At 39.0% G+C, this 15062-nt stretch carries 14 protein-coding genes and 1 pseudogene; 4 read left to right on the plus strand and 11 right to left on the minus strand.

Going from position 1 to position 15062, the window contains the following annotated elements; genetic code table 11:
- Positions 1–10: 10 nt before the first annotated feature.
- From ACTJIX_RS11440 to ACTJIX_RS11460, 5 genes are all read right to left on the minus strand, one after another.
- Positions 11–577: an IS630 family transposase gene (locus ACTJIX_RS11440; RefSeq protein ID WP_121533679.1), complete on the minus strand. Its 567-nt coding sequence runs from the start codon at positions 575–577 to the stop codon at positions 11–13.
- Positions 567–1022 carry a helix-turn-helix domain-containing protein gene (locus ACTJIX_RS11445; RefSeq protein WP_004973749.1) on the minus strand — a complete coding sequence of 152 codons (456 nt, stop codon included), beginning with the start codon at positions 1020–1022 and terminating at the stop codon, positions 567–569. Before ACTJIX_RS11445 ends, ACTJIX_RS11440 begins: the two co-directional genes overlap by 11 nt.
- A gap of 17 nt (positions 1023–1039) precedes the next feature.
- Positions 1040–1558, minus strand: coding sequence for a glutaminase (locus tag ACTJIX_RS11450; protein WP_440611474.1), 519 nt, complete (start codon positions 1556–1558; stop codon positions 1040–1042).
- 210 nt (positions 1559–1768) lie between these two features.
- A complete protein-coding gene (locus tag ACTJIX_RS11455; RefSeq protein WP_111810521.1) occupies positions 1769–2575 on the minus strand; it encodes an SDR family oxidoreductase in 807 nt (268 codons plus the stop codon).
- A gap of 17 nt (positions 2576–2592) precedes the next feature.
- Entirely contained in the window at positions 2593–3267 is a 675-nt protein-coding gene (locus tag ACTJIX_RS11460) for a hypothetical protein (protein WP_004810923.1), read from the minus strand.
- Between the two features lie 188 nt (positions 3268–3455).
- Here ACTJIX_RS11460 and ACTJIX_RS11465 point away from each other — a divergent pair, with 188 nt between their 5' ends.
- The 3 genes from ACTJIX_RS11465 (at position 3456) to ACTJIX_RS11475 (ending at position 8327) form a co-directional block, all read left to right on the plus strand.
- Entirely contained in the window at positions 3456–6350 is a 2895-nt protein-coding gene (locus tag ACTJIX_RS11465) for a valine--tRNA ligase (RefSeq protein ID WP_111810522.1), read from the plus strand.
- A 64-nt stretch (positions 6351–6414) separates the two neighbouring features.
- Entirely contained in the window at positions 6415–7662 is a 1248-nt protein-coding gene (locus ACTJIX_RS11470) for an ATP-binding protein (RefSeq protein ID WP_111810523.1), read from the plus strand.
- Positions 7662–8327, plus strand: coding sequence for an HNH endonuclease (locus tag ACTJIX_RS11475; RefSeq protein WP_111810524.1), 666 nt, complete (start codon positions 7662–7664; stop codon positions 8325–8327). Before ACTJIX_RS11470 ends, ACTJIX_RS11475 begins: the two co-directional genes overlap by 1 nt.
- 48 nt (positions 8328–8375) lie before the next feature.
- On the opposite strand, the pseudogene ACTJIX_RS11480 reads toward ACTJIX_RS11475, so the two are convergent.
- The 4 genes and pseudogenes from ACTJIX_RS11480 to ACTJIX_RS11495 form a co-directional block, all read right to left on the minus strand.
- Positions 8376–8744: pseudogene (locus ACTJIX_RS11480) on the minus strand (endonuclease domain-containing protein).
- A gap of 56 nt (positions 8745–8800) precedes the next feature.
- Complete coding sequence (locus ACTJIX_RS11485) at positions 8801–9985, minus strand: molecular chaperone DnaJ (RefSeq protein WP_111810525.1); 1185 nt, start codon at positions 9983–9985, stop codon at positions 8801–8803.
- Between the two features lie 91 nt (positions 9986–10076).
- Positions 10077–11105 (minus strand): molecular chaperone DnaJ, encoded by a 1029-nt coding sequence (locus ACTJIX_RS11490; protein WP_111810752.1) that lies wholly within the window; start codon positions 11103–11105, stop codon positions 10077–10079.
- Positions 11106–11216: 111 nt separating this feature from the next.
- The gene (locus tag ACTJIX_RS11495) at positions 11217–11936 is read right to left on the minus strand and encodes a carbonic anhydrase (protein ID WP_111810526.1); all 720 of its coding nucleotides are present in this window, start codon (positions 11934–11936) and stop codon (positions 11217–11219) included.
- Between the two features lie 397 nt (positions 11937–12333).
- Between ACTJIX_RS11495 and ACTJIX_RS11500 the strand changes: the two genes are divergently transcribed.
- Entirely contained in the window at positions 12334–13014 is a 681-nt protein-coding gene (locus ACTJIX_RS11500; protein WP_111810527.1) for a DUF421 domain-containing protein, read from the plus strand.
- On the opposite strand, the gene ACTJIX_RS11505 is transcribed toward ACTJIX_RS11500, so the two are convergent.
- Positions 13011–13700: an HAD family hydrolase gene (locus tag ACTJIX_RS11505; protein WP_348903047.1), complete on the minus strand. Its 690-nt coding sequence runs from the start codon at positions 13698–13700 to the stop codon at positions 13011–13013. The genes ACTJIX_RS11500 and ACTJIX_RS11505 overlap by 4 nt on opposite strands.
- A gap of 140 nt (positions 13701–13840) precedes the next feature.
- Positions 13841–14992, minus strand: a complete 1152-nt coding sequence (locus ACTJIX_RS11510) for a porin (protein ID WP_111810529.1) — start codon at positions 14990–14992, stop codon at positions 13841–13843.
- Between the last annotated feature and the right edge of the window lie 70 nt (positions 14993–15062).

Below are 15062 nucleotides of genomic sequence, written 5' to 3' on the forward strand. Positions count from 1 at the left end.
TAAGCTGTCATTAAAAAGTAAACATGTATTCTTTTCCGAATTGGTTTGATACTCTCTCCACCCATTGCTCTATTTTATCAGCTGTCATGACTTGAAAATCTCGCCAATAATATTTCATCTGCTTCCATACCATCTCGATTCGATTTAACTCAGGGCTATAAGCTGGAATAAAATACAAATTCGTCGAAAAGTTACTTTTAAGTAGCTCTCTGTAATCAGCCATCTTTTTACTTCTATGAATCGAGGCATTATCAACAATAAGAACCAATGGAAGGTTATAAGTCTGTTTTACTTGTTGAGCTATTCCAGTTAAATAGGCATAAAACCAAGTGCTTGTAACAGACTCTTGTAAACAACTTGTCACCAGTTTCCCCGTTGAAAGCAAACACCCCATGACATTAACTCGTTTTAATCTTATTGCATCAACCGCATGAACATCACCTATCTTTGTCCACGCATAGCGGTTATCAGGTGTAGATGAAAACCCTGTTTCATCAACATAACCTAATATAATTTCACCACGTGCCGCTTGCTCTCGTAATTTTTCAATCTGCTGTGTTGCTTGTTCAAATGCAATCGGATCTCTTTTTTTTCAAGCTATGACGGGTACGCTTGAAGACCATACCTGAATCACGTAAAAACTTACGAATGGTTTCAACAGACACGGACACTTCGTATTCTTCATGTAGTTTGACTCGGATTTGTTCTGCATTGAGTGGACTTGTATTGACCCAATCTAGGATTTTCGCCTGATAGTCTGAGATCAATGTATTGGGCCGACCTGAGCGATGACCTTCTTTAATCGATTCAAACTCATACAATTCCCAACGTCGGCGTTGTAGCCTTATGGTTTCTGGGATACGTTCTTGTAGAGTGGCAACTTCCGCAACACTTTTACCTTCAGAAAGCCAGAGAATAGTTTGGGCACGTTGTCTTTCACGCCAATGTTTTGCATGCTTGGCCAGAAAAATGAGTCGTTCTCGCTGTTCTAAACTAAGTGGTACAGAAACAATTCGAGGCATGTGTGAACATCTGTTAACTAAAAAAACTTTTTCGCATGATTAGTTATTTTTGTCAACTTATATACATCGGTATCAAAACTCAGTTCACGCCCCGCCAGACCACTTAAAAAACGGCGCAATTGTTCGGCACGGGACACTGTCCGCTTATAGGGAATCAAGGAGTGGGTGGTAATTGCACCCGAATTGATCATCGGATTTTTTGGAATATTGGAATCCTTCTCCAGTGAAATCTGGTTAAAGGCTTCGCCCGAAGGTTCCACGCCTACTTTTTCCATGACCTTGGTCAAGCCAACTTTCTGCAAAGCCAGAGCATAAGCAAAGGGCTTGGACATGGACTGCATGGTAAACTCAACTTCGTCATCACCGGTGGAATAGATCGTGCCATCTACGGTAGAGAGCGCCAAAGCGAACTTATCCGGGTCTACGGCTGCCAGCTCAGGAATATAATCTGCCAGGGCACCTTTTTCATTGTCACGGCAGGAAGTTAAAACATGCTTGAGGTAGTCTGGCACCGGTGTTTTATCGAATGAGCTTATTCCAATTCACTATTATTTTTAATTAACATACCGGTTTTCAGCTTAAGTACCAGAGTGAAAAGGTAATTTTCTGCATATCCATGTTATCGGACGCATTCCCTGTACGGGCAATTCTCCAGAAATGAATTGCATTTTTAAGTATTGTTATTTTTATTGAAGTTTTAAGAGACATAAAAAAGGGCGCTCCTGCCCTTTTTTAATCTGGATGATTTATTTTACTTTGGTTTTACGGATCATCTTGTACAGAACTTTTGGTGAAATACGTGAAACCAGTACGCCCAGTTTTTCTTTCTTCCCACCGACCACAATGTATTCCTCGCCCTGCTGTAATGCTCTCACTGTCTGTTTAGCAAAATCATCAGCCTCTAAACCATTTTCAATCGCCTCGTCCTGCCTGGCTTGCGGTTTGCCTTCACCATTTAAGGCATTAAAAGAGACATTGGTTTTGACAAAGCCCGGGAAAATCACCGAGACCTGAATACCCTGATCCGCCACTTCAGCACGCAGGCTATTCGCCCACATATGTATTGCACCTTTGGCAGCGGAATAAGATGCGCGATACTGGGTGCCGAGCAAACCTGCTACACTGGAAATAAATACAATACGTCCAGACTGCTGTTTCAAGAAAGTTGGCAAGACCGTTTTAGTCAAATACACCTGCGAGAAATAATCCACTTCCATAATGGCGCGTTCAGTCTGCATGGTGGTGTCGGCAATCAGGGCACGCTGACTTAAACCGGCATTATTGATCAACCAGTCAATCCGGCCTTTATTTTCCAAAACCTTGGCATAGGCTTTTTCTACTTGGGTTTCATCGGTAATGTCAGCAATGACAGACAGATGCTGATCAGGATTAGGCAAACTGAGACGCACATTTTCCAGTTCTTCAAAACGGCGTGCCGTTAAAACTACCTGCGCTCCCTGTGACGCACATTCCTGCGCGACTGCCTTACCAATCCCTGAAGATGCTCCGGTGATCCAGACCACTTTTCCATTTAAACTTTCCAGCTTTGCCATTGATCCCTCTATCTCTTTTAAATATCCGATGTCTGTTTTACTTCATCTTCTAAAAACGCTAAAAAATGCTCAAAGTAATGACTGATGGTCGGTGCATCATACAGGCTTCCCAACTTGTCAAAACGCTTATAACCGAGCTGCGTAGTTAAATGAATCACACCATTCAGGGTTTTATCAACCACCATATTGAACTTCAGCATGTTTTTGGGTTGACGTACCAGATGGGTAACCCCCTGATCCACCACTTCAATAAAGGTCTTTAAGGCAGGTGAAACACAATGATGATTGCCACTTTCCATTTCTTTTACATAGCGGAGTAATTCGATCGCCAGCGTCTTCTGAATGGGATAACGCACGTAATAATCGCCTTCAATTTCATGGGTCATTTCATAAAGATAATTCACCATGGGAATCAGCCGTTCATTGCCAAAAAATGAGACTGACCATGGCATATATTTACGTGTAGTCTCGACAATTTGCTGGACGACTTTTTCAGACTCGCGATCCGCAGAATTTGAAAGACGCGCAAGGCGGCCAAAGACCTGATCAATAATTTCACAGGCAATATCCGTGAGGTTTTCACCCAAGGCTTTGGACAGACTGGTTTGATCACCACTATTGAGACGGGAATGAATATCGCGGAAACGATAGTGAGTTTCTGGCTGTATTTTCAGGGAAATGTTATAGCTCATCTTCTTATCCTTAATATTCATCTTGTTATTTAAATTTTGTGATGAGTTGTCTGGCGCTGTTGCTATCATACGATGAGTTCAGCTTACTGCCAATTGCTTAAAGTTTGCTTTTGGTTAAGCTGCCGCAGCCGCCATTTTTTTTGCTACAATAGATGCAATTTTTTATCCACTTTTGATCTGTTCGAACTATGACTGATTCAGCGCAAAATATTGCTACAACTTACGATCCGACCGAGATCGAGAAAAAATGGTACCAAACCTGGGAAGAGCGCGGTTACTTCAAGCCGTCTGAAAAAGGCGAGTCTTTCTGTATCATGATTCCGCCACCAAACGTCACCGGTAGCTTGCACATGGGTCATGGTTTTAACAATGCCATCATGGATGCCTTAACCCGTTATAACCGTATGTCAGGTAAAAATACGCTCTGGCAACCGGGGACTGACCACGCAGGTATTGCAACGCAAATGGTTGTAGAGCGTCAGTTGGGTGCACAAGGCATCAGCCGTCATGACTTGGGGCGTGAAAAGTTCATCGAAAAAGTATGGGAATGGAAAGAACAATCAGGCGGTAATATTACCCGTCAAATCCGCCGCCTAGGTTCTTCAGTTGACTGGTCTCGTGAACGCTTCACCATGGATGAAGGCCTATCTAACGCAGTGAAAGAAGTGTTCGTTAAACTGCATGAAGAAGGTCTGATTTACCGCGGTAAACGCTTGGTGAACTGGGACCCTAAACTGCAAACTGCCCTGTCTGACCTGGAAGTTGAGTCTGATAAAGAAGAACAAGGTTCACTGTGGCACTTTAAATATTTCTTTGAAGACAAGTCACTACGCACCCACGATGGTAAAGATCACATTGTTGTGGCGACGACTCGTCCTGAAACATTGCTCGGTGATACAGCGGTTGCGGTTGCCCTAGATGATGAACGCTATGCACACTTGGTGGGTCAAAACATCATCCTGCCGATTACAGGTCGTGCTGTTCCAATCGTTAAAGATGAATATGTCGACAAAGAATTCGGTACAGGCTGTGTAAAAATCACCCCTGCGCACGACTTTAACGACTATGAAGTGGGTAAACGTTGTGAATTGCCTATCATCAACATCTTCAATAAAAATGCTGAAGTTCTTGCTGAGTTTGAATACATCGCAAAAGCGGGCGAGCAAATTTCTAAAACCATTCCTGCACCTGCGGACTATGTTGGTTTAGAGCGTTTTGAAGCACGTAAAAAGTTAGTAGAACAAGCTGAAGCTGAAGGCTGGTTAGACCAAATTCAACCTTACACATTGAAACCACCTCGTGGTGACCGTTCAGGTGTGATCGTTGAGCCGTTATTGACGGATCAATGGTATGTGAAAATCGCGCCACTTGCGAAACCTGCAATTGAAGCGGTTCAAGATGGTCGTATCAAGTTCGTTCCTGAGCAGTACAGCAACATGTACATGGCGTGGATGAACAACATTCAAGACTGGTGTATCTCACGTCAATTGTGGTGGGGTCACCGTATCCCTGCTTGGTACGATGCAGAAGGCAATGTTTACGTGGGTCGTGACGAAGCTGAAGTACGTGCGAAAAATAACATTCCTGCCGATGTTCAATTGAACCAAGACGAAGATGTACTGGATACCTGGTTCTCATCTGGTCTTTGGACATTCTCAACCTTAGGTTGGACAGGTGACGCTGCGAAAGATAAAGAAAACTATTTCTTAAATACTTTCCACCCGACTGATGTATTGGTAACAGGTTTCGACATCATCTTCTTCTGGGTTGCTCGTATGATTATGCTTACGATGCACTTCATGAAAAATGAAGATGGTACACCTCAAGTACCGTTCAAAACTGTGTATGTACATGGTTTGGTACGTGATGGTGAAGGTCAGAAGATGTCTAAATCTAAGGGGAACGTGCTTGACCCCCTCGATTTGATTGACGGTGTTGATCTTGAAACTTTAGTACAAAAACGTACCACAGGTTTGATGAACCCGAAACAGGCAGCGAAGATCGAAAAATCAACCCGTAAGGAATTCCCTGAAGGCATTCAATCTTACGGTACGGATGCAGTTCGTTTCACCTTCTGTGCGCTTGCCAATACGGGTCGTGACATCAAGTTCGACATGAAACGTGTTGAAGGTTACCGTAACTTTGCCAACAAAATCTGGAACGCAACGCGTTTCGTGATGATGAATGTCGAAGGTCAAACGATTGGTTCAGAAGCACGTCAAGACCTTTGGGAATTGCCTGAACAATGGATCGTAAGCCGTCTGCAAAAAGCGGAACAAGCGGTGCAAACCGCATTTGCAACCTATCGTCTAGACTTGGCTGCGCAAGCGATTTACGAGTTCATCTGGAATGAATACTGTGACTGGTATGTTGAATTAACCAAACCAGTTCTGAACGATGAAAATGTGTCTGAAGAGCGCAAAGCTGAAGTTCGTCGTGTTCTTCTTTCTGTGATGGAAGCATCTTTACGTTTGGCTCATCCGTTGATGCCGTACCTGACTGAAGAAATCTGGCAAACCCTTGCGCCGAAACTGAACATTGTTGGCGAAACGGTTATGTTGGCGCCATACCCTGTTGCTGACGAAGCGTTGATGAATGACCAAGCTGAAGCAGATATGCAATGGCTACAAGGTTTGATTGGTGCGGTACGTAACATCCGTGGTGAGATGGGTCTAGGTAATGCTCGCTTGTTGCCTGTACTTCTTCAAAATACCACTGATGCTGAAAAAGCACAGATTGCTCGTATTGAACCGTTGTTTAAAGCATTGGCAAAAGTTGAAAGCATTACTTTCCTAGCTGATGCTGAACAACCGCCATTGTCATCATCGAGTGTTGTAGGTCACGTATCTGTATTCGTTCCAATGAAGGGCTTAATTGACCCTAAAGCGGAATTGGGTCGTCTACAAAAAGACTTAGACAAGGTTCAAAAACAACATGACCAAATTGCCACTAAACTTGGCAATGAAGGTTTTGTCGCGAAAGCACCTGCTGCTGTAGTTGAAGGCGAGAAAGTTAAACTTGCTGAATTTGCTGACCAGTTAGCGAAGATTAAGGCGAATATGGAGCAGATTGCAGCGCTTTAATGTGTTGTTAGTTTGATCTAATTTGTGTATAAAGGGCTGATTATTCAGCCCTTTATTTTTAAATATGAAAAAAATTACAGAAACTGAACTAGATAATCAGAAAATTTCACTTTTTCCCAAAGATGATTTAACTTCCAACAAAAATTCCTTTACAATTATAATTGGATCTAATAATTCTGGTAAAAGTAGACTTTTAAATAAAATAATTATGCTAGCTAGTAAAGAAGATTATAACTTTTCTAGAATAATTGGATTTTCTTCCGCACACTTCAATAAGCTCCCAACACCTTGGAAAATTAATAAAAATTATATTAAATTTTCTACAAATCCAGCAGATTTTGTTTTTGGACAAGATAAACATCATAAAGATTTAGCTAAATACAAAAATATAATAGAAAATTATATTAAATATAATGAGGTAGATTTCTCAATAAAAAATAACATTAGCTCTTTACATTTATTCCAGTTATTTGAAATTTTCATATCTTCCAATAAGAATCAATTACATAAATCACAAGATTGGAAAATTATTTCTAAATTCCTAAACCTACCAAACTCTATTGAATTCAAAATAACAAAGTCCACTCATTTTAAAAAATTAAAAAAATACTCAGAAGAAAATAAAAATGGATCAGAACTCAAGTTAGAAAAATTATGTAAAGAAGATAGTTTCATCATCTCTATAGAAAATATATTTTCATTAAAAAAAGAAATTATAGAACTACTACAACTTAAACTATTATCGATTACTAAAATTTCATACCCTAATGAAAACAAAAAACTACCTTTAACATCCTTAAGTTCAGGACAACTTTCGATTCTAACTCTAGGGTTAGCATTAATATCTTCAATTGAAAATGATAGCTTAGTATGTATCGATGAACCTGAATTGAACCTTCACCCACAATGGCAAACAGAAATAATTAAACTAATTGAGTTACTAAGTAAAAGTTATACAGGTTGCCAATTTTTTATTGCGACTCATTCACCACAAATAATATCAAATATTAATAGTGAAAATTCTTTTGTACTAAACTTAAATTCTAAAGAGTTAAAAAGTTCTAAAGAAATTATTAACCGATCTGCTGATTTTCAATTAACAGAAGTATTTAGTGCTCCAGGAAATAACAATGAATATTTATTAAGAAAAATACTCATTATTCTCAATAAGTTAAATACCAATGTAACTTTAAGCTTAGATGAAATCCATACTAAAGAGTTAGTTAAGAAACTTTATTATGAAAAAAAGTTTCAAGATAAAGATAAAGTTAAATCCTTAGTTGAAGTTTTATTAGATCTTGAGGAGGAATAATGAAAGTATTTGTTATTCCTTCAAAATTTCATAAATATATTAATACTTATGATAAACAAGATCACACATTTTGGAATAAGGAATGTAAAGAAATTCTAGAGCTTAAAAGCTTAATTCGAACTCATTATTTAACAGAAACTAATAACGTATGTTTCTATTGTAAGCATCAGATCCCATCTCAACATGGCAGATATTGGGATATAGATCATATTTTACCCAAATCACTTTACAGCAAATTTCTGTTTGAACCAGAAAACTTGATTGTGAGTTGTGTTGAATGCAATTCTGCAAAAGGAAATAAGAACCCACATAAGTCACGAAAAACTAATGTTAAAAACTTACCGCAAGGATCTGATAAATATATTTTCGTTCATCCTTTCTATGATAATTATGATGATCATATTCAGATCAAAAGAACAGCTGAACCTAATCATCATTTTCTAATTAAGAAAACTGATAAAGGTGCAAAAACTATAGAGTTCTGTAACTTGAGTCGCTTTTTTCAAAGTTACAGTGATTGGGATAGCGTGAGTTTCAAAACGATCGAAGTCACAGACGAATTGCTCGATTCAAACCAAACATTGTCTAAGCAAGATATTCAAGCTCTTATCAATAATCGCTTAAAAGAAGTTCAAGCATTATCTGCTCTACTTGTTGAAGCATAAAGATTTTTTAATTCAGTAAAGGATATTCCCTCTCCTGTTAGGAGAGGGTTAGGGAGAGGTATTTTTTAATTCAGTACACACCGTCCACAAATCCTCCAACACGACATCCGTCCGCCCCAACACGTCATGATTCCAATACCGAACTACTGTTAAACCTAAAGCCTCTAAAAACTTGGTTCGTTCAGCATCATATTAGATGGCATCATCCGTTCCATGCTGACTGCCATCTAGCTCAATCACCAAACCAATTTCATGACAGTAAAAATCCACAATATAAGGTTTGATCACATGCTGACGCCGAAATTTAAGATTCATAAATCGCTTAGCACGTAGAAGTTGCCACATTAAAGCTTCTGCATCAGTGGCGGTGTGACGCATGGATTTGGCGAAGATGAGTAGTTGGGGATCTGTCTTAATGTCACTTCAATAAGCACCATACAAAGATGATGCTTAATTCAGAATCAATGATAAAATTAATCCAATGACCAACTAAATGTCCTTTTTTTAAGTAAAATTTTTAAGTATTCAAAATCCTTGTAAGCATCTAAAAGATTTTTGTCTTTTAATAGTTTTTCTTGTATATCAATCAAATCTCTTTGATATTTCTTAGTCAAATCAATCGGTTTAAAGGTCTGTTTATAAAAACCAGAGCCGACCCAATCAAATGAATAAACAATATCATCTACCTCAAATTGCAATTGCTCAATTTGCTCTTCTAGCAATAGATTATAAAGTTTCAAATGCTCATTTGCGATTTTAACTGCCTGTTTTTGATCAACTTGTGCTGCATAAGCACGTAATTTTAACAAGGTCAGTAAATCTTTCTGCTCTAAAGCTGAATTGGCTTGCTGTAATAATGCTGTCTTTTCAATTTGTTTTTGCTCATCTTGCTCACGATCAGGATGAATCAGTGAAGCAATTTTTAAATAAATCTTTTTCAATGACTGCTCTGCCATTTTTTTTGCTTCTTCAAGCTGTGCTTGCTTTTTTAAAATCTTCTTTTTTTCTTTTTCAGCAAATTTTTGATAATCATTACGCTCATCTTCATTAAGTTGGTTTTGTAGAAAGTCAGCTTCTTCTCGATCTAATTTATCTTTCACTTTTTCCATAAACGCTTCGAGATTATCAAGATCTAAATCGAAGTCAAGCCAATCAACTGTCACCCCTAATTGATCTGCTAGAATTTCTTTCATGACTTGTTTCTTCATCATTTCATCAGCATCCTGTGCTTGATTCGAATGATCATTGACATGAATATCGACTTCCTCAGAGTGAGAATCCACTTCTATAAGCTCGTAATGTTGAGCGATGATAACCGTCAACTCATGTTGCTGTGCAGATAGATTAGGATTATTCAGAAGCTGACTCGCTAAAATTGAAATTTTTTCATCTAAACGCTGTAAATATGTTCTTGCGATTTTATGCGTATTTTTATATTGCCAGAGGGTCTCTAATTGACTAAATAAAATTTGGTGCCACTGACTATATAAAGGTAAAAGTTCTTTACTTGCCTCCTGTTGGACTTTTTGCTGCGCTTGTTGCCATTCTTCTAATACAGCTTGTAATTTCTCAATTTTATTAACCAAGCGATTAAACTTTTTCTGTTGTGGGGATAAATTTTCAGTTGCTTGATACGCACTTAAATCCAAAATGCTCATGATCTGACTTCATTACCTATTTCAATACTTTTAATATCTTAACATGATGAATCCTTAAGAACTTTTGACCTATTTAAAAATCTTAAGTTACTTATAAAATCCCATGCTCCATCAACATCTCCACCCCACTCACTTTCTTCATATACTTCAACCGTTCCTTTTCCCCTTTTAGCTGCTTTTTCAGCGCTGAAGTATCCGCATCCACCTGCTTATATAAATCGGTAATTTTGACCTTGCCTGTATGGGCTTTTTTATTCCAGCTCAACAATTGAATAATCTCTTCTATCTGGTCATCCAGTTTCTGGCTTTGTAGATCTAAAGCCAGTTGATAAAACTTTAGCTGCTCGGAACTTAAACCCTTTTGTGAAACATCCCGATTCTGCTCAATCTGGATTTGCAGTTTCAGCAAATAAAATAAATCCTGTGCTGCATAGGCTTCATTTGCCTGCTGCAACAGCTCAGTCTTTTCTATTTTTTTCGCTTCATCCGGTTCACGATCCGGGTGAATGGTTGCCGCAATTTTTAAATACACGGTTTTTAAGGACTGCTCGGCCAGCTTTGCAGCTTGCTCCAGTTTTTCCTGCTGGCGTTTTAACTTGGCTTGCTCACGTGCCTGACTGTACTTTTCTCTATCCCATTCCTCCAAGTCATCGGATGCTATCTGATCCGAATCACTTTCTTCATCGAAAAATAGCTCTATCTCCTGGGCGCTTTGCTTTTTATTTTTTCTGCCTTGCGTGTATTCAATATGCTGTTGATAATAATTGTAAATGTCGTCAACGATCTGGACATGTTGCCCTGATAAAGATTGAGAATCTTTTAAGTAAGCTGCAAGAGACTGGATTTTTACATCCAGCTGCGTCGCCTCGGCCTTGGAAAATTCAGCCTCATGCAAATGCGTCCAGAGCTGTTCCAGTTGCTGAAACAGCACTGTATGTAACTCATGATAGACCGGCATCAAGGTTTGACGGGTATATTGCTGAATCTGTTCCTGCGCCTGCTGCCACTGCTTCAGTTCAAGCTGCTGCTGTTCAATTTTATTAATCAAACGGTTCAGCTTTCTCTGCTGCGGTGAAAGCTCGGCATCGGGCTGAACAGTGGTTTTCAAATCAAAAGACATGGCAAACATGCAAAGCAAATAAATGCTATTTTATCCCTAAAACTTTTAAGTGACTGCTGATTTACTGCAAATAAAAAAAGCAGACCGCAGTCTGCTTAAGGGAGTTATCAATTAATTTTCAACAATAACCCGTCCATTTAAGGGCTGAATCGGACGATTATTCGGATGTCCCATAAGTTTTGAGAACGCTGCAATCTGTTGTGCCGAAGCCTGCTGAATATCTTTTAGAATTAGCCAGCGTACCCCTTCCGAACACGGCGGTGTGGTCAGTGATCCGCTAAAGCGATAATAATCAAGGTTTTTAGGCAGCATCTCATTTACCGGTTGCGGTTTGCTTAATACCACTTTTTCACCTTGTTTTTTCGGCAAACGGTTCCACATACGTTTGAGCATCTGGCTTTCTGCACCTTGTTCAAACATCATCCCCACTACAGCCAGCTCACCTTTGGCATTGGCATGTACAAAGTGAATTTCGAGTGGATAGCTTTTGCCCTTGATCAAGTTTTCACTCGGGCTATGCAAATGAAACTGTTTCAGTACAAAGGTATCGCCGTCCAGCTGCAATTCGCCACCTTGAGCAAAATCCACTTGTACGGTATGACCTTTATTCTCGATCGCATGAATCATGGTGTTATAGCTGAACTTTAAAGGTTCCAGTTCTGCCTTTACGCTGCCTTCGATATTAATAGGTGACTGATTTACGCTATTACATGCAGTATATTTATCGCTCAGTGAACCCCACTGATGGGTATGCTTATAATCCCAGTCTGCATCCGCATATGCCGTATTCATCAGTCCAAAAGCAACTGCACATAACATGGCCTTTTTCATCTATTCACCCACCCTTGTTATCAATCATCTTGTCAAAATGCATGAATATTCATACATTAATTTTCCATACGATATAATTAAGCAACTGATTTATTAATAAAATAATATCTATAATAATGATTATGATATTAAAAAATTCAGACGGGTATTATTAAAACAGAGCGGAAATTTGAAACAAGCACAAAAGATTCCATTCTCAAACTTGAATGTCGTTAGAGTTTTATAGTTTTGTTATTAATTGAAAAATATAATATTTTTAAATTGGTAATTCATGTTCATCATCGGCTAATTGATAACTGATGATACCGAGATCTTACCTGTATAAACATAATCACTAAACTTCACATCCAAGTTCATTGCTACACTCAGTTCACCTAAGGAAATATGAGCTAAGCCTATGGATTTTTTCACGATTTTTATCCATGACACTGACTGGACCTTTATTGGCGAAATTCTGCTGCGCTGCCTGGTCATGTATACCATGATCATTGTTTTCTTGCGCTTGACCGGTAAACGTGGGGTACGTCAACTTTCCATTTTCGAAGTCGCAATTATCTTGGCTTTGGGTTCGATCGCAGGCGATCCTATGTTCGATGAAACACTGCCTTTGCTGCAGGCGTTTATCGTCATGTCTACCATCATTATTTTATACCGTCTTACCACCTACCTGACCATGCAATATCAGTCCTTCGAAGATCTGCTCGAAGGCAAACCGCTTTATATTGTCGAAAATGGTGAAATGGTGCTTGAGCATATTTCCAAAGGCAAAATGTCGCATGATGAATTCTTTGCCGAAATGCGTCAGCAAGGTGCTGAACACTTAGGACAAATTCGTACTGGACTGCTGGAAAGCGATGGTAAATTCAGCATACTCTTTTACAGTCCCGAAGAAGTCCGTTATGGCTTGCCCTTATTTCCTAAAGCCCAAAAAGATCTCATTACAGAAGTTGAACCACATACTTATTATGCCTGTCTGCATTGCGGCAACGTAGAGTTGCTGTCTAGTCCAGATGCAATCTGCCAGCGCTGTGAATATTGCAAATGGATCAAAGCCATCAATACCCAGCGTCAGACTTAATGTTTGAGATAATCCAGCACTTGAGCCAAATTCTGGATCTTGTGTTCTATCTGCTGTAAAGGCGTATGGAATCCTTCCATCCATAAAGTCTGCATACCGGCATTCTGTGCACCCTGAATATCATTGACAGGATGGTCTCCAATATAAAGACAATGCTCTGGAGCCACAGCAAGTTTTTGCGCAGTATATTGAAAAATTTCAGGATTTGGCTTACTGATACCAACCAGACCTGAACTCATGATTTCATCAAAATAATGAGCAAAACCCAGCCCGTTAATAATATTCATCCGAGTGTCATGTCCACCATTGGAAATAATCGCCAGCTTATAATCTGAGGCTTTAAGTGATCGCAATAAGTTTTCTGCTTGCGGCATGGCGACTGCGAACTGGCCAAAATACTGGAACCAGAAATCACTCAATTCTTCTAATGCTGGCTGAGATTGCCAGGACAATTCTTGCAGAAGCGCAAAAGCGACTGATCCACCAATTGTGGAATGGGTCAGCAGTTCTTTTTTCGGATAGCCACCATTATCAATACGGCGTACGATCTCGGTAATTTTTGCGATATCGGCTAAATTTAGCATCTGACTATATTGCTCTGCCAGATAGCGACTATAAGCCTGTACACTCAAATCGCGATGCGTCAGTGTATTATCCAGGTCAAATAAAACAGCTCGTACAGTCATAATAGTTACATCAAACTTTTGTGTTTACTTTAACAGCTCAAATCCTGCTGCTAATGGGTTTAAACTCATAAGCTATACAAAATTCCATATAAAAAGGCGATGTAAAAACATCGCCTTTTTTTCAGATCACAAAATCTAAATTAGAATTTGTATTCAAAGCCTGTACCTACAAGAACCTGTTTGTCTTCATCAGAACCTTGTTCAATAGTCAGGTAACCAGCATGACCGTATGCTTTTACTTGTTTAGAAAATGCATAATCAAGACCTACTAAGAATTGATTCGCTTCAAAATCAGGAGCTGCTCCATTTTTGAAAGCTACAGTATTTTGGCTATATTGCCCTTTCACAGTCCATGCTTGAGCATTCGGCAGATTATATTCCGCACCAATTAACCAAGCTTGAGCATCATCAATTAAACCTGCTGTTGTTACTTCTTCAGCTGTTGGGCTTACAGAAGCTTTATTAACGTCAGATACTTGATATAAAGCACGCAAAGATAAGCCATTATCTAAATTTACACGACCAATTGCACGGATTGTGTCTGCTGAAGCTAGTGTATTTGTTGATTCATCTACTTCACGTTCAGAAGCTTTAGAATTTAGGAATCCTCGGCTTAAGAAACGACTTGGAATAGCTTTGTCATAGCCCAAACCAGCAAGGAAAGTTTTATCTGTATAAGTGATTGAAGAAGACCATGAATCACCTAAGCCACGACCAGCAACTTGAGCACCACCATTAGTTGTTTTAATACGGCTTTCATCTTCACCTGTAGCTAATAAAGCTTTCGCTTCAATTTTACCTTGACCAACGTTAAAAGCTGGTGTTTCGTATACAAGGACATTATCAATGCGGTTTTCACCTGTCATAATACCGTGTACATCTGCAGAGTTATCTACATAGTTATTAAAAGTATCAACTGCAGCAGAAAGCTGTTTTACTGGAGTATCAATTTTACCAGCTTTTAATGCACCTAATTTTGCATCTTTTAAACCAATTAAGATGTTACGTGGTACAAAAGTATCATTTCCTGAACCACCTTGACCGTCATCACCATAGAATGTGAATTCAGCTTGATATAATGCACTTAAACGATCAGTTAGCTTCTCATCGCCTTTTAGACCTAAAAATGAGTTATTAGAGTTAATTTCTGTAACATCACGATCGTTACCAGTCGCACTGTCAACTTTTACATAGTCAACACTTAAGTCAACTTCACCATAAAAAGTTGGTGCTGCAAAAGTTGTCCCCGCCAATAGGCTCAATGCAATCGCTGTCGCTAACTTGGTTTTCATTTCAATAATCCTTTGGTTTATTTTGTAACAAATCATACACAACGTCTTTATATTACAAAATTATTAAAAA

The sequence above is a fragment of the Acinetobacter sp. 22323 genome (genome assembly GCF_052044895.1).
Lineage (GTDB): Bacteria > Pseudomonadota > Gammaproteobacteria > Pseudomonadales > Moraxellaceae > Acinetobacter > Acinetobacter schindleri.